The sequence below is a fragment of the Thalassospira sp. MCCC 1A01428 genome, from assembly GCF_002115825.1.
In the GTDB taxonomy this organism is placed as follows: domain Bacteria; phylum Pseudomonadota; class Alphaproteobacteria; order Rhodospirillales; family Thalassospiraceae; genus Thalassospira.
In genome coordinates this window covers 1-19,164 of sequence record NZ_JFJZ01000001.1, presented here as the reverse complement: position 1 = coordinate 19,164, position 19,164 = coordinate 1, and the positions used below count along the sequence as shown (strand labels likewise).

Genomic DNA, 19,164 nt, shown 5'->3' with positions numbered 1-19,164 from the left:
TCTGGCGCAGGCGCGATATCGACGGCCTGCAGTTGCCAGACAACACAGGCGAGGACATCATGGTCGGCTCGATTGGTTCAGGTTTAAGCGCAGCGCAACAGGCGCTATCAGACAGGGTCACACCGCAACGCGCGGATGGGGCACCGCTTAGTGCCGCCGGATCATCGATGAAAAAGGCCGAAGGCCTGATGGAAAGCATTGCTTCAATCGTGACAGATTATCAACCCCTGGAAACCAGTGGTTCCCGTGGCACGCGGGTTAATATCGTGACCTGATTTTTATTGCCTCCCTCCTCGTTGGCTTCTACTGGGGCAGCGTTCGCGCTGCCCCTTTTCTTTGCCCGTTATTACGGGGATCAAAGCCCGTTTCGGAAGGATTGACGAAGAACCGGACCAACCCCAAATGACGACGATACAAGACGAAATCTGATCCCCCCAAACTGAATGGTTCAGATTTTAATCAAAATCCCCTAGAATAAGCATTCGACAACAAGGGAAAAATAATGGCGCTCCTACCGCTTGGCAGTTCACGTACCAGCACAGGCGATATTACCGAAGCCCCGACCCGCAATGGTCCGGGACGCCCCAACACGCCAGGAGCCCGCCGCAGTTCCGCAGACCGCCCGTCAACCGAACTTGATATCCTTAGCCAGCTTGCCCGCCTGCGCAACCTGATTGCGGCCGACCAGATCGACCATTCGGCCCGACGGGGTACTTACCTGGATTTGCTGCTTTAACGCATGTTTCCGCATATGCCAGACATGACAAATCCTGACAGCCTTGGCCGGGTTTTTGCCCATATCAAGGCATGATGCGCCTGTTGCATTTTACCCGCCGCTTTAATTAGCAGTTAATACGTGGCAAAAACTGCAGGAAAGCTGCCTGTTCACCATCGCCCTGGTCTTCGGTTATGATTAACAGGCTTTGGCGTTATTGTGTTTTTGCCCTGTGTATTCCCATATCAATAGCCCCAAAAAAAGATACCCCGCACCGAGATGCGGGGTAAGTTGGTTTGTCCGGGTGTTTGGACAAGGGAGCTTACGCAAGCTGCGTGATCGTAATCACGCAGTTGCCTGGTCTTCGCTCTGGGAGCGAATGGGGTTTTCCAGCTTGTCGACGATTTCCTTTGGCACAACCTGCCAGAAGTGCCCACGCTCGCGGTCCCAGTTATCAAGGAGGTTGCGGGCGAAACCACTATCGGTTTCGGCAACATGCTCCTCGATCAGGCTGCGGCACAGATCGTCCCAATGCGGGGTTTCAATACGTTGATACAAAACCGAACTGTCATTGACGACATCGCCAAAATTATTGTTACGGTCATAGATAAAGGCCATGCCACCGGTCATGCCGGCGCCAAAGTTTTCGCCAACTTCGCCAAGGATAACAGCCGTTCCACCGGTCATATATTCACAACCGTTTGAACCACACCCTTCAACCACCACCGTGGCACCGGAGTTACGAACACAGAAGCGTTCGCCAGCCTGACCCGCTGCAAACAGCTTGCCCGCCGTTGCACCGTAAAGGACGGTATTGCCAATGATGGTGTTTTCGTTGGTCTTAAGCGAGCTTGACGGACGCGGACGCAGAACAATGGTGCCGCCCGAAAGGCCCTTGGCAACATAGTCGTTGGCATCGCCGTGAACTTCGATTTTAAGCCCCTGAACCGAAAACGCGCCCAATGACTGACCAGCCGAACCGCGCAAACGCACATGCAAATGGCCGGGTTTCAGGCCAAACATGCCGTATTTCTGCGTGATCAGGCTGGAAATGCGGGTGCCGATGGCACGCTGCGTATTCTGAATATTATACTGCAACTGCATTTTTTCGCCGTCATCCAGCAACGGACGGGCATCCTTGATCATTTGCGCATCAAGGGTGTCAGGCACTTCGTTCCGCCCCTCGGTGGTGCAATAACGCGGGTGCCCTGCCGCATCGGCCTGGGCCAAAAGCGGGTTCAGGTCAAGGTCAACAAGGTCCTTGGCACCACGGTGAACCTGCTGAAGCAGATCCGAACGGCCAATCACATCCTGCAGGTTGTCATAACCCAGTTCTGCCAGCACATCCTTGACCTCTTCGGCCATGAAAGTGAACAGGTTGACCAGTTTGTCGGCCGTACCATTAAATTTGGCACGCAGGGCCGGGTCCTGGGTACACACACCCACCGGGCAGGTGTTGGAATGGCACTGACGCACCATGATACAACCAAGAGCGATCAGCGATGCCGTACCGATACCAAATTCTTCGGCGCCCAGCATGGCACCAATCACAACGTCGCGGCCGGTTTTAAAACCACCATCAACACGCAGCTTCACACGGTGACGCAGGTTATTGAGTGTGAGAACCTGGTTAACTTCCGACAGGCCCATTTCCCACGGAATACCGGCATATTTGATCGAGGTTTGCGGGCTTGCCCCCGTACCACCGTCATAACCGGAAATCAGGATCACGTCGGCCTTTGCCTTGGCAACACCCGCGGCAATCGTGCCCACGCCCGAACGCGACACCAGCTTCACGCACACGCGGCAGCGCGGATTGATCTGCTTAAGGTCGTAAATCAACTGGGCAAGGTCTTCGATTGAATAGATGTCATGGTGCGGCGGCGGTGAAATAAGGGTCACACCCGGCGTCGCATGGCGCAACTGGGCGATTTCGACCGTCACCTTAAAGCCAGGCAACTGCCCACCTTCGCCCGGTTTTGCCCCCTGGGCGACCTTGATCTGAATTTCTTCGCAGTTATTCAGATATTCCGCCGTCACACCAAAGCGACCAGAAGCCACCTGCTTGATCGATGAACGGGCATTGTCGCCGTTGGAACGCGGACGGAAACGCTCGCGCGATTCCCCGCCTTCACCAGAGTTGGACTTTGCCCCAATCCGGTTCATGGCAATTGCCAGGGCTTCGTGGGTTTCAGTTGAAAGGGCACCGTGCGACATACCAGGCGTTACAAAACGCTTGCGAATCTGCGTGATGCTTTCAACTTCTTCCTGATGCACCGGCTTGCGGTCCCGGCGGAAATCGAGCAAATCGCGCAGATGCAGCGGTTCGCGCTGACGCAGGCCTTCGCTAAACTTGCGGAACGTATTGTAGCTGCCTGTTGTAACAGCAGACTGCAAGGTATGGATCAGCGGGCCGGTCCAGACATGGCGTTCACCGCTGCGACGGTATTTATACAAACCACCAACCGGCAGGCTGACAACATTACCGGCAAAGGCGTCCTTGTGCTGGGCAATCGTGCGGCGCTGAATACCCTGAAGGCCAATGCCCGAAATGCGCGACGGCATACCCGGGAAAAATTCAGCCACCAGCGAGCGCGAAAGGCCGATGCTTTCAAAGTTATAGCCGCCACGATAGGAACTGATGATCGAAATGCCCATTTTGGACATGATCTTAAGCAGGCCCTGATCAATTGCGGTTTTAAAGCGCTGCATGATTTCGGCTGTGCTGTGGATGTTCGGGAACAGGCCACGGGCATAACGGTCCAGCAAGCCTTCCTGGGCCAGATAAGCGTTAACCGTGGTCGCACCCACACCAATCAACACGGCGAAGTAATGCACATCCATGCATTCTGCCGACCGTACGTTCAGCGAAATATAGGTCCGAAGCGAGTTTTTGACCAAAAAGCTGTGAACGCCCCCAACGGCAAGCACCATCGGAATGGCAGCATGGTTTGCATCAATGCGTTCGTCGGTCAAAATCACGTGCAGGGCACCGCCGCGCACGGCTTCTTCGGCTTCTTTCTGGATGCGGGTAATCGCATCGCGCAGCGCAGACGGACCAGCGCCAATGTCGAACGTGGTGTCGATTTCAACAGCACTGTCGCCCATATAGTCGCGCATGGCGTCATATTCGCCAGTCGTCAGAACCGGGCTGTCAAGCTGCAACAGGTCGCACTGGCTTTCGTCTTCTTCGAGAATATTACCAAGGTTGCCAAGGCGCGTTTTCAGGCTCATGACGCGGGCTTCGCGCAAGCTGTCGATCGGCGGGTTGGTGACCTGTGCGAAATTCTGACGGAAGAAATGATGCATGCCACGATAACGATCCGACAGGATCGCAAGCGGGGTATCATCGCCCATCGATCCAATCGCTTCCTTGGCGTCTTCGGCCATCGGATGCAGGATCAGTTCAAGGTCTTCATGCGACAGGCCCATTGCCTTTTGCATCCGCAAAAGGTGTTCCTTGTTAAAATTCGCCGGTTCGGATTTTTCCGGCGATACCAGGTCATCAAGAACCTTGGTCCGGCCAACCCATTTCGACCAGTCACGGCGATGCGCCAGTTTATCTTTCAGTTCGGTATCGTGGTACAGCTTGCCTTCTTCAAGGTTAACCGCAATCATCTGGCCCGGCCCAAGGCGGCCTTTTTCAACGCAGCTTTCCTCGTCGATATGCACCATGCCGGTTTCCGAACCGGCAATCAGCAAACCGTTGCCGGTCACGGCATAACGCAGCGGACGCAGGCCGTTACGGTCCGTGCCACCCAAAAGCCATTTGCCGCCATAAGCCGCAAGCGCTGCCGGGCCATCCCACGGTTCCATCACCGCGTTGCAATAGGCATACAGGTTTTTATAGCTGTCCGGCGTGGTCGCTTTTTTTGACCATGCTTCGGGCACCATCATGGTTTTCACCATCGGCAGGTCCCGACCGGCACGCACCATCAATTCAAACACGGCGTCAAGGGCGGCGGAGTCTGATGATCCGGGCTGAATAACCGGTTTAACGTCTTCGATCGTATCAGAAAAGGCTTCGTTACCCATGCGGGCTTCGTGGCTTTTCATCCAGTTGACGTTACCGCGCAGCGTGTTGATTTCGCCGTTATGGGCCAAAACACGGAACGGCTGCGCCAGCGGCCAGCTGGGGAACGTATTGGTCGAATACCGCTGGTGATAGACGCAGAAATTTGACGTAAAGCGTTCGTCACGCAGATCAGGGTAAAAAATGTCGATCTGTTCGGCCAGGAACATGCCCTTGTAAATAATCGAACGGCACGACAGCGAGCAGATATAAAAATCCTTGATCGATTCCGTCATCACCGCTTTTTCAATGCGGCGGCGAATAACGTAAAGATCAACTTCGAACTGTTCTTCGTCGATGGTGGCAAGGCCCCCGACCAGAACCTGTTCGATTTCCGGGCGGGTTGCGTTGGCTTTTTCACCAATCACCGACACATTAACCGGCACCTGGCGCCAGCCAAGAATCGAATAGCCCATTTTCAGGATTTCGGTTTCCACAATCGCGCGGCAACGTTCCTGTGCCGCCATGTCGATACGCGGCAGAAAAACCTGACCCACGGCAATCATGGAATCCGGGGCTTCCTGATTGATCAGCTTGAGATGGGCTTTAAAAAAGTCCTGCGGCACCTGAAGGTGAATACCAGCGCCATCGCCGGTTTTACCATCAGCATCGACAGCCCCGCGATGCCAGATCGATTTCAAGGCTTCGATACCGGCTTCCACGACTTCACGGCGCGGTTTGCCATCAATGGCGCCAATCAGGCCAACGCCACAACTGCTGTGTTCGTCATCGACGTCATACAGGCCGTTTGCCGACAAATGTTCGGCGTTACGCTCGAACCGGGCGATTTCTTCGGCACCGTGACCTTTGATAATTTCATTCATGGCTTTGTTCTCCAAAATGCGGCGGCGGGCTTAGGCGGCTGCTTCTTTCCGCGCCAGCAAATATTCGTCAATGCGATCAGCGGCATCGCGACCATCACGGATCGCCCACACCACCAGTGACGCACCCCGTGCGATGTCACCGGCGGCAAAAACACCATCCAGATTGGTCATCATCGAACGGAAATCGATCTTCACGGTACCCCAGCGCGAAACACCCAGTTCCGGGGCTTCAAACAGGGTCGGCAGGTCTTCGGGTTCAAAGCCAAGGGCCAGGATCGCCATATCGGCTTCCATCGTATAGCTGGAATCCTCGATCACTTCCGGGCTTTGGCGGCCACCGGCATCGGGTGCGCCCAGGCGCATTTTAACGGCCCGTACACCATTTATCTTGTCATCACCAACAAAGGCTTCCGGGTTGGTCAACCAGACGAATTCAACACCTTCTTCCTCGGCATTGGCCACTTCGCGCTGGGAGCCGGGCATATTGGCACGGTCACGACGATACAGACATTTGACCGACTTGGCACCCTGGCGAACAGCCGTACGCACGCAGTCCATCGCGGTGTCACCGCCACCAACAACCACAACATGCTTGTCTTTGGCATTCAGCGTACCATCGTCATAGGCTGGCACGGCATCGCCCAAACCCTGACGGTTCGATGTGGTCAGATATTCCAGTGCCGGATAGATATTTTTCAAGCCAACGCCCGGCACCTTAAGGTCACGTGCCTTGTAAACACCGGTCGCAATCAGAACGCTGTCGTGCTTGCGGCGCAATTCTTCAAGCGAGGCATCGCGCCCGACTTCAAAATTGGTGTGCATGACGATGCCAGCTTCTTCAAGCAACTTGATCCGGCGTGCGACAATGTGTTTTTCCAGTTTGAAACCGGGAATACCATATACCAGCAAACCGCCCATACGGTCGTAACGATCATAGATATGAACGTCATAGCCTTTAAGGCGCAACTGTTCAGCTGCCGCCATACCAGCAGGACCACCACCGATAATGCCAACCGACAGGCCGTTTTCCTGCCCGGGCACCGGTGCCTTGACCCAGCCGTTTTCAAAGGCGGTGTCGGTAATGTATTTTTCAACTGACCCGATCGTCACCGCCCCGTGGGTGGATTGTTCGATCACGCAATTACCTTCGCACAGGCGATCCTGCGGGCAAATACGGCCCGTGATTTCGGGCAGGTTATTGGTCGCCGAGGAAATGGCATAGGCTTCTTCCATCCGCCCTTCCGTGGTCAGGCGCAACCAGTCGGGAATATTATTATAAAGCGGGCAATGGGCCTGACAGAACGGCACGCCGCACTGCGAACAACGCGCGGCCTGATCGGCCGCAGCATCAGGTTCGAAGTCGGCATAAATCTCATCGAAGTCTGTCCGACGCTCAGCGGCTTCACGCTTCTGCGGATATTTTTGTTCAAGATGAACAAACTTGAGCATCTTTTCTGTCATTGAGGCCCCCAAAAAGGCTGTTTTGTTGCGGGAGTGGCCCTTTATATACCTGCGCCAGAAAAGAGAATCCAGCACAAAATGCATCATAGGTCAATAATGCTGACCAATTTAACAAAAAGTCCTGACAGCGCCTAGGGTTTTATGGCGATTTTTCGGCGTCTTAAAAGTTTAATTAGTACCGAAATGGTACTAATTCAGTTATTCGCCTAGAGAAAACAAGCTGCTATAAGCAAATTTCCCTTCAAAAATCAGCACCGAGGCAGGTGTGACTCTTCAGCACATAATTCTTCTTGCAGTCGTTCAGGGTATCACTGAATTCCTGCCCATCAGTTCTTCCGGCCATCTTGTTCTGACACCCGCAATCACCGGCGCCGCCGACCAAGGCTTGCTGCTGGATGTTTCGGTGCATGTTGGAACCCTTCTGGCTGTTTTGATCTATTTCTGGCGCGACGTCCTTGCGATGATTATCGGCTTTTTCCGCCTGTTTACCGGGCGGATGACACCGGGTGCGCGCATGGCCCTGCATATTGTGGTGGCGACCATTCCGGTGGTTGCTGTCGGCTTTTATCTTAAACAGTCTGGCATCGAGGAACAGATGCGGTCGGTCGAAATCATCGCCTGGACCACGCTTGTTTTCGGCATCCTCCTGTGGTTTGCCGACAAGGTCGGCATGACGATCAACCGGATCGAACATATGGGATGGGCCGGATCCATTTTTATTGGTCTGGCCCAGGTCATCGCCCTTGTTCCAGGTGTCAGCCGGTCGGGCATCACCATGACAGCCGCCCGTTTGATGAGCTACGAACGCTCGGATGCGGCGCAATTTTCGATGCTAATGTCGATTCCTGTCATCATGGGGGCCGGGCTTCTGGCCGGGCTGGATTTGCATAAAGCCGGCAATATGGAACTTAACCGCGAAGTTCTTATGGCGATTGGCTTTTCCTTCATTACCGCACTGATCACCATTGCGGTTCTGATGTCGTGGCTTAAACGTGCCAGCTTCACGCCATTTGCCATTTACCGGATCATTCTGGGGATTGCGCTGCTGGTGTGGGTCTATGGTTATGACACCGCCCCGCTGGGAACGCTGTTTTAACCCCCCTTGCGGTCGTTGATTTTGGAACGTTGATCGTAAAGGTGCGACTCCGAATGGGTCGCGCCTTTTTCTTATGCCCGTGCTGATGCGCCCATCACAGGCCACCATACTTTTCGGCCCGGCCTGCAACATGGGTCAGGCTTTGTGTGCCAGAATATTCACCAGCCTGCCAAATGGATCACGCACGAAAAAGCGCCGCACCCCCCATTCCTCGTCGACCGGCCCGTATTCCAGATCGATACCAGCGGCGCGCATCCGCGTTTCGGCGGCGGCAATATCATCCACCTCAATAGACAGATCAGGCACCGGCGTATCGGCACCGCCCTGGCTGGCAATACTAAGTTGCACCGACATTTTAACATCGTTGCCAAATGTCACGATCCAGCCATGATCCATCATAATATCAAGCCCCAGCACATCGCGATAAAACGCCGCGGCCTTTGCTGTGTCAGGGCTGGCGATGTTGGCAACGATACGCTTTACCTGCATGCCCGATACTCCTTTCCTTACCCAAACCGTTAAAGACAGCTTACATGCAAACCATGTAGCCGCGGCAACAATACACAAAATCGCTTGATCAAACACATAAGCACGTGCTTATGTGTTTGCATGATAGAAAATCACATCTTCAAAGCCCTTGCCGACCCCACCCGGCGCACAATTTTTGAAAAACTGGCAACAGCCCCGCGCATGAATGCCAGCACCTTGCGCACGGGCATGGAAATTAGCCAACCCGCCATGTCACAGCACCTTGCTGTTTTGCGGCAGGCCAAACTGATCCGCGAAGATCGACAGGGGCGCTTTGTCTATTACGAAGTTGACCCGGAAGGATTTGGGGTCATCGCGCAGTGGGTGACAAAATATCGCACCTATTGGCCCGAACGTATTGATGCCCTGAAGGCGACCCTAAAGGACATGGACCAATGACAAACGAAAAGAACCATGCGCCCATTAAAACGCTGGTGCAGAAATACACACTTGATGCCCCGCGTGAAAAAGTCTGGCGGGCAATCACCATTCCCGCTTTTCGCGAAAACTGGCTACCGCAGGAAACCCTTCGCGACGCGGCGCCATCGGCGGTTATTCCCGGGCAGGAGGTAACCTATAAAATGCAGGATACCGAACCGCCCTTTTTTGAAAGCACGGTGATATTTCGCCTTTCAGACACTGAGAAAGGCGAAACCAACCTTCTGATTATCCATAAACTAACCGATCCGAAGGTTCGTGGTATCACAAAGGCGGCAAACACCAACACCCCGCCCTTGATGCGCGCTGCCTGAAATCCGTTCTGCCAGTTCGAACAAACAGGAGTTCGCCAATGCGCGACATGATGCAACTCGTCCCGATGGTTGTTGAACAATCAAGCCGTGGGGAACGTTCATTTGATATCTATTCACGGCTGTTGCGCGAAAGAATCATCTTTCTGAATGGCGAGGTCAACGACACCATATCGTCACTGGTTTGCGCGCAATTACTGTTTCTGGAATCCGAAAACTCGAAAAAACCGATCCATCTTTATATCAATTCGCCCGGGGGCGTGGTTACCAGCGGCCTCGCCATGTATGACACCATGCGCTACATCCAGTCTCCGGTTCATACCCTTTGCATGGGAACGGCCCGTTCAATGGGGTCTTTCCTGCTGATGGCAGGCGAACCGGGCCATCGGGCTGCCTTGCCCAATGCCAGCTTGCATGTGCATCAACCCCTGGGCGGGTTTCAGGGCCAGGCATCGGACATTCTGATCCATGCCGAAGAAATGCGTAAAACCAAACATCGCATGATCACACTTTACGCCCGACACTGCGGACGCAGCTATGAAGAGGTCGAACAAACCCTTGATCGCGACCGTTTCATGACGGCAGAACAGGCACTGGAATGGGGGTTGATCGACCAGATTCTGGCCCATCGCGGCGCCAACGACCAGGACGACACATCACACACTTAAAACTGATCCCAAACATCACAGAACTTAAAACGCGCGGCGGCCCATCAAACACAGGCCGCACGCCCTACACCCATCCTGTATAAACACCCAAAACAAGCAGGAATGCCGCCCCACGCGGGGCATTAATCCTGCCAGATCGGCCCGCCGGAAAGAATGATATGGGCTTTGGCTGGCATATCGGGCGGGCAATCAATGGCATCGACCAGACGCATTAAAAACGGTTCATGCGACAGCAAAAATTCCAGCACGCCGCGCTGCACATCGACATTGCCAAGCCCTGCACGTAAATCGTTTAAGTCCATACCGGTTTGCATCAGCAGGCCTTGCAACAATTCCTCGTCACCCGCAACAAAGGCAATCGCCTGAATAGCCAGGGTTTCAGCCGCGTCGTTATTCATTATTTTCGCCTATTTCAACCAGTTGGCCTTCGACAAGGCCCGCCACATTACCAAACCTGCCACCAGTATAATCCCGGCAGCAACAAAGCCCAAGCGGCTTCCCGCCAGTAAAACCAGCCCCCAGAACCCGATGGTGCCAAACCCGATTGCCAAACTTAAAAAAGCAGCTTTCGCCAGACTATCATGGCTTTTCTGGGCGGCCTCGGCCCGTTTGATTTCGTCGACCACCTCATACCAGGCCAGTTGTTGCCAGCGGTTATATTTCAAACCGCTTTTGGGGCCTTTGCGCAAAAACTCGTCAAGCTGTCGCACCACGTTATTGGCACGCTCCTCGGGGGCAACATATTTACCGAATCGTTCTTTTTTGCGTGGCTGGTCGTCGTCACTATCACTCGTACTCACGTCACTAACCCTGTCGTCGTCCCCAAACAATGCCGCACAGTGACCGGCAACGCATTTACATCCGGTAAATCTGCCTCATTTACCAAACCGGCAATTGCAACTTTCGGCCTGCATTCCTATCTGATAAATTCAGTTATGCAGGCTGATGTATCGTCGCTCTGCCCCATGAAAACCCCTGGTGATCATGGGATGTGGTTCGGGAAACAATTGATCGCCCCGACACGACCACCTGCCAACCGGATGATGCTGGTTTTACCAGCCCGGTCAAACTGCCAAGTTGCTTGGCAAACAATAATGTACGGCAGGTATTTTAGGGAAGAAACAGCCACATTGGCAGGGTTAAGTCACCCGCCGACGGGCTGGTTTTGTGTGTCTGACTGGCACAGAAACCGTAATTTCGCCCCGCACGAGACAATGACTTTGGGATGACAAAAAAGGATTTCTGGCAAATTTTCGTTGCGAATCGACTTTGCAATGCAACACGAACTGCAAAACGAGGCTGAAAACTGTAATCCGGAAGGAGGGAAGATGGTGCGGGCGGCCGGACTTGAACCGGCAAGGTCTGTTAGGACCGGCGGATTTTAAGTCCGCTGCGTATACCAATTTCGCCACGCCCGCAAGAACTTGGCAGAAACGTCCGGGGCCAATCACCCCAAAGACAGGACAGGTTTCTAGCGCGGCTTTGACGATGACGCAACATTCTATTGCAGGGATTTATAATTCGGTAACTCCCCTGCGCTATCACCAAATGGGGACACGAAGGTTTTTCAAGGCCTGACAGCCCCATAAAATACGCAATTTTCGCCGTTAGCTGTTGGGCAACGGCGAATGAAAAGGGCGGCAAAACGCCGCGAAACCGCGACAAGAGAAACAAAAAACAATGAAACTGCGCTGGAGCATCATAGCCATCGGCACAGCCTGCATTGGCGTTTCCACCCTGCCGCCAGACAGGGTTATTCCGCCGTGGATCACGCACGCCCATGCCGCACAGGACAAATATCTACGCACCAGCGAATCGCCTATTCTGCGCACCGAAACCATGACCCGGTCCAAAAACCGGCTTGGTCACCTTGACCGGCTTTCTGACCGGCTCGATGGCAACTTTGTTACCAACACGTTGCAACCCCTGTTTCTTGACGGCAGCATCGCCCCCCAGGACCAACCCGCCGATGCCCTGGCGATGGGAACCGACGTTGCATCGCAAATAGAAAGCTATAGCGGGCGCGATGCCCTGGGGTCGCTTGCCGAACGCATTGATTTTGACAGTGCTAACGGGTCTTTTCCAACCCAGGACCGCGCCACCGAGCGCGCCATAAGCATATGGGTCCATGGCACCCGGCAAAGCATTGATAACCGCGTTACCCGTGACGGCTTCAACCCGGGCCTTAATGGCGACGTCATTGCGGTGGATACCGGCGTTGATTACCGCATCGATACATCTACCATTGTTGGCATTGCCCTTGGCTGGGGCAGCACGGCAAGTGATATTGCCGCCCGGCAAACCCTGTATCGGGAAAACAACGTTACCTTTTCCCCCTATTTTCTAACGCGCATGACCGACTGGTTAAAACTGAATGGCAGCCTGGGCATTGGCAGCAGCGACATCACGCGCACCGGCCTTTCAAGCAGCTATGAAAATACCAGTTCCAGCATGACCTATTCCGGGTCGGTCGGGTTTGACGCTGAACAAAATCTGGGCCAAACCCCGCTTAGCCTGCGATTAAGCGGCAACCTGATCAGCGCACGCGAATCCTATGGCAAACATTTTACCCCCAACGGGGAAATTGTATCGGGCCACGTCGCGACATCGACCCTGTTTGATTCCGAAGCCGAGGCGCGCTATCGCATCGAAATGGGCGACCATACCCTGACCCCGTTCATGGGTGAAAACCAAACCATGTCGGTATTGAATGAAGGGTTTGGCCAGGACCAGACCCGACGTTATTTCTCCGGCACGGATTATAATTATTCACCGCTAAGCCTGAATGCGTCGCTGGAGGCCTTTCGTGAATTCAGCCCCGATGATGAACCCTATGAAGGGGTGAAGGGCGAATTGCGCTTTTCAACAGTCTTGCCGCGCGATTACGGCACCTTGCAGCCATTCGTTAATACCGAACGCGACAGCGATGCGGTTAAGGTTGGCGGCGGGATTGACCATTACTGGACCGAGTTTTCCGGCCATGTCGGCCTTGAAATCAATCAGACTGTCACCTTTGATCAGACCGACAAGGACCCGTTATCGGGGTTGCTAACGCTTAGTTTCAACATGTAGTCGGTTTTGCCTGTCCTGTCGGGCATTATAATATTTGCCTTTATGTAAAATGCAGCAAAACCGGCAACAAATGTGAACTGATTGCTTCTATTTGGGCGCAAAAGCCCCTAGGGTGCGCATAGATTTATTTCAGCGTGCCAGGCCACAAACATGACCCAGACCGACGACACCCAGCCCCCGGCAAGCAACAGCATTTCGCAAACACCAAAAGGCAGTGATAATTTGACACCGCCGGTGTTTGACCATGCCTTTCAACAGCAATTCATTGATTTGCTGTTATGGCGCCGCGATGTGCGGCGGTTTCGCACCGACCCGTTGCCCAAAGACGATATTGACGGCTTAATTGCCGAGGCCTGCCTGGCACCGTCTGTGGGAAATTGCCAGCCGTGGCGGTTTGTAAAGGTCAATGCCCCCGAACGACGCAAGGCAATACGCGACAGTTTTGAACGCGCCAACCAGCAGGCCTTAAACGATTATCACGGTGAACGTGCCCGGCTTTACGCGTCGTTAAAATTGCAGGGGATGGATCAGGCCCCGGTGCAGCTTGCCGTTTTCGCCGACGAGGAAACCGAAGCCGGCATGGGACTGGGCCGCAAAACCATGCCTGAAATGCTTGATTATTCCGCCGTTGCCGCTGTTCAGCTGTTATGGCTGGCGGCACGGGTAAAAGGCATTGGTGTTGGCTGGGTCAGCATTTTGGAACCCAAAACAGTACAACAGGTGCTTGAGGTGCCCGAACATTGGCGTCTTATCGCCTATTTATGCATTGGCTATCCCGAGGAAGACCATGTGGTGCCCGAACTGGTTCGTCATGGTTGGCAGGACCGGATAGATCCGCAGGATCTAACCCTGGAACGCTAGAACATGTTTCGTAAAATAAAATATCAGGGAATACCAGTATGACAGCCGACCCGGCGGGGCAAAAACAGCCTGAAGCACAAGAGAAAAAACTGTCAAACGGCCATTATTTCAAGATCATGGGCTATTTGCTCACCGCATGCTGGGTGGGCTATATCGTGGTCATCACCAATGGCAATACCAGCGATCCGATGTTTGATTACATCTTTTCCGTACCATTGGTGTGCTGGATTATCGGCATGGTGATTGCGCATTTCGTGCGAAAAAAAAACAAGACCGATCGCCCCTAACACCTGCAGCCTTTAGGCGCAGAACACAAGGTGCAACCATGTTTTTGATGGCGCGTTAATTCGCGCCATCGTCATTTCTATGATGGCGGCGTTCGTCATCGTAATCATCATTGTCGGAAAAACCACCCAGCAGCATCACCCCTGCCCCCATGCTGATGCCGCCAAACGTGATGAACAGACCAAAAAACAGCAAAAAGATAAAAACCAGCGTATCGCGCGAGGCATTGGCCAGCGTCCAGATGCCGCCGATATCGAAATACAGTGCCAAAACACTAAATACGACCGACCCCACCCCGCCATACATCAAATGCGTCAGCATGAATTTGATGATTTTCCATTCATCGCCGGGTTTTTGCGGCGGGGTCGTACCGGAATTTACCTGTTCGCGCATTACCAAGGGCCTTTCTGGTCACTGGGCGGGTAACACGGGCAAAAATTACGACGCGATTAATCAGCAACAACCTCGCGTCCAAAACCGATAATCGCATCGGTAATCCGCTGGATCGCCGCATCCACATCGGCCTGTTCTTCGCCGCGCACCACCAATGTGGTCCCAAGTTTTCCTTCGCGCAAGAACGGATAGGACCCTATATCAGTATTTTTGAATTCATCCTGGATTTTACCCAGAACCTCGGCAATCATCCCTTCGGGAATATACCCGCCGACCGAGCCTGACAGCATGGGTTTGCCGCCGACCAATTGATGTTTGATCCCCTGAAACATCGCCTGCATGATCATGGGGACGCCCGCCATGACATAAACATTTTCCATGCGATATCCCGGTGCCTTGCTAACCGGGTTTTCCACCAGTTCGGCCCCACGCGGGATACGCGCCATGCGCAGGCGGGCTTCGTTCAAATCAACATCAGGATTGGCGTAATTGCTACGCAGCATTTTAACGGCTTCATCGTTTAAATCCAGCGGCACACCAAACGCTGCGGCCATGCAATCGGATGTAATATCGTCATGGGTCGGCCCGATGCCACCGGTGGTAAACACATAATCAAATTTTGCCCGGCATTCATTAACGGTATCGATAATGGTTTGAGCAATATCCGGAATCACGCGGGTTTCAGCCAGGCGCACGCCCAGTTCGTTAAGTTGCTCGGCCAGATAAGGCAGGTTTTTATCGTGGGTGCGGCCCGAAAGAATTTCGTTGCCAATAATCAACAGGCAGGCGCGAACAGTTTTGGACATTACACCCTCGTATTTTAAAATAAATCGCCCACCGGGACCGGCACGCGCTGAAATGCACATAGACACCAGCCAGCGTTTTCGCCAGCGGCATCAATGCCATAATAACCACGACCACGCCTTAAAGCACAGCCGGTTATCCACAACCGTTTTCCAAAGCCCCATTCATTTCAGATGGCCACATCACCGGGCCACAGGACCAATGGAAAAAGTTTATAAAAAGTCGCGCAGCATCGCCACCAGCGGCACATCGGCCGGTGGCATAGGATAATCGCCCAAACGCATGGGCCGCACCCATTTCACCGACTGCCCTTCCATCGGGCGAATTTCACCTTTCCAGACCCGGCACAAATAAAGCGGCATCATCAGATGGAAATCGTCATAGGTGAAAGAGGCAAAGGTAAACGGTGCCAGACAGCTTTCAGTAATATCGATATCCAGCTCTTCCTTAAGCTCGCGCACAAGGGCCATTTCCGGGGTTTCCCCGGCTTCGACCTTGCCGCCGGGAAATTCCCATAACCCGGCCATCGATTTACCTTCGGGGCGCTGCGCAATTAACACCCGATGATCAACATCAACCAGTGCCACAGCACTGACAAACACGGTACGCTCGGGCACGCGACCCTGACGCAAATCGACCGACATGCAGCCGCTATCTGGTTTTTGAACTGTCATGGGGCATTTTTATCGCGCTAACGATTTTCCGCCAAGAGGGGATGCAATCCTTTTGATGTTTTTTTGCGTATATACAAACAGATCCATAACAATGTCCCGGTGTCATGCCCCGCCCAAAATTATTTATCGTCGCCGCCAACGCCCTGCTTGCTACCTTTCTTTTGGCCGGGTGCGACAAACTGGGGGCCTTTAACAGCCTGCAAGCCGGGGACTTAACCCCGGATCTGGCTGATATACCCTATGGGCCCGATCCCCGCCAAAAAATGGATATTTACCTGCCACCGGCCCACCTGCGCCCGGCCCCTTTGATTGTGTGGTTTTACGGGGGGTCGTGGGATTCGGGGGACAAACGCAAATACGCCTTTGTCGCCAAGCGGTTTATTGAAATGGGCTATGGCGTTGCCATTCCCGATTATCGCCTGGTACCTGCGGTGCATTACCCTGCCTTTGTCGCCGATGGCGCACGGGCCGTTGCATTTGCCCAACAATATGCCGTCAGTCACCCCAATGAAATTGATGACAAAAAGCTGGTATTGGCCGGACACAGCGCCGGGGCCTATAACGCCGTGCAACTGGTTGCCAATCCGGCTTTTTTACACAATGTCGGTATGGCGCGTGAAGATATAGCCGGGATTATCGGCCTTTCCGGCCCGTATGATTTTTATCCCTACGATGTCACTGCCACCCAAATTGCCTTTGGCGATACCGCCGCAAAGGATAGCCAGCCGGTTAACCAGGACCTGCATGACATGCCGCCACTATTGTTAATTACCGGCGAAGATGACCACACGGTTTTCCCACGCAATTCCATTCGCCTTGCGGCCCTGGCCCCGGATGCAAAGCTGGTAACAATTCCCGGTACCGGGCATGTCGGAACCGTGGTGGGGCTGGGCACGTTTTTAACTGGTGATACGCGGATTACCGTACCCATCGGGCAGTTTTTGGCCCGGGCCACCCGAAAGTCTTATTAAGGCTGCCATCGAAAAGGATAGAAAGTCAAAACACTGTCTACTACTATAGGTGCAATTAGACGAGCACCTGCATTCGAAAGATGATCATCATCAATATAATATACATCGTCATCTTTGGAATTTAAACATCTTCCCGTGCTGACGCTACACAGAGCCTCATATACGCGCGACAATACTATATTAGTATTTTCTTTTTCATCCTTTTCAAAAACACTTAATACCTCCCCCGCCCTACTCTTGTATCGAGAAAAAGATGTCGACAATTCATCAATTTTTTCATTATAAAAAAGAATCTGCTTTGCTAAAATATCTGGCACATTCCAGCCTGCCTCAGGTATAGGCGCAACCAAAACAACATTAAACGACTTGGAAAGATCCAACACACTCGCTTCGTAAATCGATAAAACTCGTTTTTTTCGCTTAACTTTATCCAAATTTCTTTTAGTAATTTCGTCTTGATCAACAGTTACTGGAAACCCGCTTTCCACACCTCCTTCACCGTTATCATAGCGGTTACCATTCAAATATAACGGAAATCGTCCCGTTAACACGATGGTATCCACTCCAGACGAGCGAGCATAATGCAAGGCATCACGGACAAAATCATGACAACCACCTCCTACATTTGGATCGAATCTTCGAAGACCATTAAGTGGCGGACAGCCGCCATATGAGGCATTATAAACATTAAACCCCCTTGAGCTTAACTGTCCCGTTAGCTCCTCAGAGATGGCCCAAGAATGGCTATCACCAAGCAACATAATCAAAGGACCATCAAAAGAAACAGTATGCAAACAGTCATTGTCTGGAAATTTTGGTTTTTTATTCGCATCGTAATAGCAAACGCTACTCGCCGCATCTTTAGAAGCACTTGCTATTTTGAGTACATCATCGCTCAAACGTGATGGAATACCGCCGTCAATGTGCCCCCAAAAACCAAGCGAAGCAAAAAAAACTAACCCCAGAGCACTTGTTGAGAAGACAAAACCACGCCCAATTAATTTTTTACCACCTTTTCGAAATGGCTGCTCAACAAATTTCCAACTGAAAAATGCTAAAATAAATGACAAACCACAAAGAAATAACATCAGCATATCGCTAGGTTGGTAAAGAGTCCGGATACGAGCAAACGCAAACAACGGCTGATGCCACAAATAAGCGCTGTAGCTAACCAATCCGATACCGACAAAAAGCTTTTGACCAAGTAATTTAGCCACAAGACTTCTTCGTCCAGAAAACAATATAATTAGAACAGAACCTAACACGGGAACCAAAGCAAACACACTGGGGAATGGCGTACTTTCATCATAATAGAAAATGGAAAAAAATATGCATCCCAATCCTGCTATGCTGAGAAAATTGTTATTCTTCACCCCTTCACTTCGAATAATAAAAGCGGAAATTGATCCAGCTAATATCTCCCAAGCCCTTGTAGGCGCAAGGTAGAAATTTGCGGTTGGCTTATTCCGCCACCCCCACTCGCTTAGTGTCAGACTAACAACGGAAAAAACCACTATCGCCCAGAAAACGCGGTTCTGCCTGAACCGCCAAGCAAAAAATAAAAATATTGGGAAAACAATATAATACTGCTCTTCGACAGCCAAACTCCAAGTATGCAGCATCGGTTTATCTTCGCTACCACCAGCAAAATAACCGCTTTCGCGCCAGAACAAAATATTGGATGCGAACAGGCTCACTGCCACAAGGCTTTGTGAAAAATCCTTCATTTGATTCGGCAACATCCATTCCCAAGCGAATGGAATTGAACAAAGCATTACTAGAAACAAGGCAGGAAGAACGCGCCTAGCTCGCCGTTCGTAGAATCCAACGATGCTAAATCTACTTCCTTCTATTTCTTCGATAAGAATAGTTGTGATCAAATAACCGCTGATTACAAAAAAAACATCGACTCCGACGAAGCCGCCGCCAAACAATTGAAACCCAGCATGAAATAAAATAACTGGTACAACGGCTAGTGTTCCGAGTCTGAC

General features: G+C 52.5%; 19 protein-coding genes and 1 tRNA gene. 10 read left to right on the top strand and 10 right to left on the bottom strand.

Annotated elements, in window-relative coordinates; genetic code table 11:
- The first annotated feature begins 59 nt into the window (after positions 1-59).
- Complete coding sequence (locus THS27_RS00100) at positions 60-275, top strand: hypothetical protein (RefSeq protein WP_085586986.1); 216 nt, start codon at positions 60-62, stop codon at positions 273-275.
- Positions 276-502: 227 nt separating this feature from the next.
- Positions 503-736: a hypothetical protein gene (locus THS27_RS00095; protein ID WP_085586985.1), complete on the top strand. Its 234-nt coding sequence runs from the start codon at positions 503-505 to the stop codon at positions 734-736.
- A 324-nt stretch (positions 737-1,060) separates the two neighbouring features.
- Here THS27_RS00095 and gltB read toward each other — a convergent pair whose 3' ends face one another.
- On the bottom strand, positions 1,061-5,611 hold the full coding sequence (gene gltB / locus THS27_RS00090; protein WP_085586984.1) for a glutamate synthase large subunit: 4,551 nt from the start codon (positions 5,609-5,611) through the stop codon (positions 1,061-1,063).
- A gap of 30 nt (positions 5,612-5,641) precedes the next feature.
- A complete protein-coding gene (locus THS27_RS00085) occupies positions 5,642-7,072 on the bottom strand; it encodes an NAD(P)-dependent oxidoreductase (RefSeq protein WP_085587239.1) in 1,431 nt (476 codons plus the stop codon).
- 265 nt (positions 7,073-7,337) lie between these two features.
- Between THS27_RS00085 and THS27_RS00080 the strand changes: the two genes are divergently transcribed.
- Positions 7,338-8,168 (top strand): undecaprenyl-diphosphate phosphatase, encoded by an 831-nt coding sequence (locus THS27_RS00080; RefSeq protein ID WP_085586983.1) that lies wholly within the window; start codon positions 7,338-7,340, stop codon positions 8,166-8,168.
- 135 nt (positions 8,169-8,303) lie between these two features.
- Here THS27_RS00080 and THS27_RS00075 read toward each other — a convergent pair whose 3' ends face one another.
- Positions 8,304-8,657 (bottom strand): VOC family protein, encoded by a 354-nt coding sequence (locus THS27_RS00075; protein WP_085586982.1) that lies wholly within the window; start codon positions 8,655-8,657, stop codon positions 8,304-8,306.
- 120 nt (positions 8,658-8,777) lie between these two features.
- On the opposite strand from THS27_RS00075, the gene THS27_RS00070 reads away from it, so the two are divergent.
- From THS27_RS00070 to THS27_RS00060, 3 genes are read left to right on the top strand one after another with little or no spacing between them, the layout of a single operon-like run.
- Positions 8,778-9,095 (top strand): metalloregulator ArsR/SmtB family transcription factor, encoded by a 318-nt coding sequence (locus tag THS27_RS00070; protein ID WP_085586981.1) that lies wholly within the window; start codon positions 8,778-8,780, stop codon positions 9,093-9,095.
- Positions 9,092-9,448, top strand: coding sequence for an SRPBCC domain-containing protein (locus tag THS27_RS00065; RefSeq protein WP_085586980.1), 357 nt, complete (start codon positions 9,092-9,094; stop codon positions 9,446-9,448). Before THS27_RS00070 ends, THS27_RS00065 begins: the two co-directional genes overlap by 4 nt.
- 38 nt (positions 9,449-9,486) lie before the next feature.
- Positions 9,487-10,113 carry an ATP-dependent Clp protease proteolytic subunit gene (locus THS27_RS00060; protein ID WP_085586979.1) on the top strand — a complete coding sequence of 209 codons (627 nt, stop codon included), beginning with the start codon at positions 9,487-9,489 and terminating at the stop codon, positions 10,111-10,113.
- A 122-nt stretch (positions 10,114-10,235) separates the two neighbouring features.
- Here the strand turns inward: THS27_RS00060 and THS27_RS00055 are convergent, their stop codons facing one another.
- The 3 genes from THS27_RS00055 to THS27_RS00045 all read right to left on the bottom strand — a co-directional run bounded on the left by THS27_RS00055 (position 10,236) and on the right by THS27_RS00045 (position 11,531).
- Positions 10,236-10,511 (bottom strand): DUF3572 domain-containing protein, encoded by a 276-nt coding sequence (locus THS27_RS00055; protein WP_085586978.1) that lies wholly within the window; start codon positions 10,509-10,511, stop codon positions 10,236-10,238.
- A gap of 9 nt (positions 10,512-10,520) precedes the next feature.
- Positions 10,521-10,913, bottom strand: a complete 393-nt coding sequence (locus THS27_RS00050; protein ID WP_085586977.1) for a hypothetical protein — start codon at positions 10,911-10,913, stop codon at positions 10,521-10,523.
- A 529-nt stretch (positions 10,914-11,442) separates the two neighbouring features.
- Positions 11,443-11,531, bottom strand: a tRNA-Leu gene (locus THS27_RS00045).
- Positions 11,532-11,793: 262 nt separating this feature from the next.
- Here THS27_RS00045 and THS27_RS00040 point away from each other — a divergent pair.
- The 3 genes from THS27_RS00040 to THS27_RS00030 all read left to right on the top strand — a co-directional run bounded on the left by THS27_RS00040 (position 11,794) and on the right by THS27_RS00030 (position 14,333).
- Positions 11,794-13,185, top strand: coding sequence for an autotransporter domain-containing protein (locus THS27_RS00040; RefSeq protein ID WP_085586976.1), 1,392 nt, complete (start codon positions 11,794-11,796; stop codon positions 13,183-13,185).
- 150 nt (positions 13,186-13,335) lie between these two features.
- Entirely contained in the window at positions 13,336-14,046 is a 711-nt protein-coding gene (gene bluB, locus THS27_RS00035) for a 5,6-dimethylbenzimidazole synthase (protein WP_085586975.1), read from the top strand.
- Positions 14,047-14,084: 38 nt separating this feature from the next.
- Positions 14,085-14,333, top strand: coding sequence for a hypothetical protein (locus tag THS27_RS00030; RefSeq protein ID WP_085586974.1), 249 nt, complete (start codon positions 14,085-14,087; stop codon positions 14,331-14,333).
- A 55-nt stretch (positions 14,334-14,388) separates the two neighbouring features.
- On the opposite strand, the gene THS27_RS26565 is transcribed toward THS27_RS00030, so the two are convergent.
- The 3 genes from THS27_RS26565 to mutT all read right to left on the bottom strand — a co-directional run bounded on the left by THS27_RS26565 (position 14,389) and on the right by mutT (position 16,172).
- A complete protein-coding gene (locus THS27_RS26565; protein ID WP_139835423.1) occupies positions 14,389-14,724 on the bottom strand; it encodes a hypothetical protein in 336 nt (111 codons plus the stop codon).
- 56 nt (positions 14,725-14,780) lie between these two features.
- Positions 14,781-15,530, bottom strand: a complete 750-nt coding sequence (locus THS27_RS00020; RefSeq protein ID WP_085587238.1) for a molybdopterin-binding protein — start codon at positions 15,528-15,530, stop codon at positions 14,781-14,783.
- Positions 15,531-15,740: 210 nt separating this feature from the next.
- Positions 15,741-16,172 carry an 8-oxo-dGTP diphosphatase MutT gene (mutT, locus tag THS27_RS00015; protein WP_085587237.1) on the bottom strand — a complete coding sequence of 144 codons (432 nt, stop codon included), beginning with the start codon at positions 16,170-16,172 and terminating at the stop codon, positions 15,741-15,743.
- A gap of 134 nt (positions 16,173-16,306) precedes the next feature.
- Between mutT and THS27_RS00010 the strand changes: the two genes are divergently transcribed.
- Complete coding sequence (locus tag THS27_RS00010; RefSeq protein WP_085586973.1) at positions 16,307-17,173, top strand: alpha/beta hydrolase; 867 nt, start codon at positions 16,307-16,309, stop codon at positions 17,171-17,173.
- Here THS27_RS00010 and THS27_RS00005 read toward each other — a convergent pair.
- Positions 17,170-19,164, bottom strand: a 1,995-nt coding sequence (locus tag THS27_RS00005; RefSeq protein WP_085586972.1) for an acyltransferase family protein, incomplete at its 5' end; no start/stop codon positions are given. The two genes, THS27_RS00010 and THS27_RS00005, sit on opposite strands and share 4 nt — an antisense overlap.

Excerpts from the sequence above, each read along its gene's own strand:
- THS27_RS00100 (WP_085586986.1), top strand. The coding sequence starts at position 60 with ATGGTCGGCTCGATTGGTTCAGGTTTAAGCGCAGCGCAACAGGCGCTA.
- THS27_RS00095 (WP_085586985.1), top strand. The coding sequence starts at position 503 with ATGGCGCTCCTACCGCTTGGCAGTTCACGTACCAGCACAGGCGATATT.
- gltB (WP_085586984.1), bottom strand. The coding sequence starts at position 5,611 with ATGAATGAAATTATCAAAGGTCACGGTGCCGAAGAAATCGCCCGGTTC.
- THS27_RS00085 (WP_085587239.1), bottom strand. The coding sequence starts at position 7,072 with ATGACAGAAAAGATGCTCAAGTTTGTTCATCTTGAACAAAAATATCCG.
- THS27_RS00075 (WP_085586982.1), bottom strand. The coding sequence starts at position 8,657 with ATGCAGGTAAAGCGTATCGTTGCCAACATCGCCAGCCCTGACACAGCA.
- THS27_RS00070 (WP_085586981.1), top strand. The coding sequence starts at position 8,778 with ATGATAGAAAATCACATCTTCAAAGCCCTTGCCGACCCCACCCGGCGC.
- THS27_RS00065 (WP_085586980.1), top strand. The coding sequence starts at position 9,092 with ATGACAAACGAAAAGAACCATGCGCCCATTAAAACGCTGGTGCAGAAA.
- THS27_RS00060 (WP_085586979.1), top strand. The coding sequence starts at position 9,487 with ATGCGCGACATGATGCAACTCGTCCCGATGGTTGTTGAACAATCAAGC.
- THS27_RS00055 (WP_085586978.1), bottom strand. The coding sequence starts at position 10,511 with ATGAATAACGACGCGGCTGAAACCCTGGCTATTCAGGCGATTGCCTTT.
- THS27_RS00040 (WP_085586976.1), top strand. The coding sequence starts at position 11,794 with ATGAAACTGCGCTGGAGCATCATAGCCATCGGCACAGCCTGCATTGGC.
- bluB (WP_085586975.1), top strand. The coding sequence starts at position 13,336 with ATGACCCAGACCGACGACACCCAGCCCCCGGCAAGCAACAGCATTTCG.
- THS27_RS00030 (WP_085586974.1), top strand. The coding sequence starts at position 14,085 with ATGACAGCCGACCCGGCGGGGCAAAAACAGCCTGAAGCACAAGAGAAA.
- THS27_RS26565 (WP_139835423.1), bottom strand. The coding sequence starts at position 14,724 with ATGCGCGAACAGGTAAATTCCGGTACGACCCCGCCGCAAAAACCCGGC.
- THS27_RS00020 (WP_085587238.1), bottom strand. The coding sequence starts at position 15,530 with ATGTCCAAAACTGTTCGCGCCTGCCTGTTGATTATTGGCAACGAAATT.
- mutT (WP_085587237.1), bottom strand. The coding sequence starts at position 16,172 with ATGTCGGTCGATTTGCGTCAGGGTCGCGTGCCCGAGCGTACCGTGTTT.
- THS27_RS00010 (WP_085586973.1), top strand. The coding sequence starts at position 16,307 with ATGCCCCGCCCAAAATTATTTATCGTCGCCGCCAACGCCCTGCTTGCT.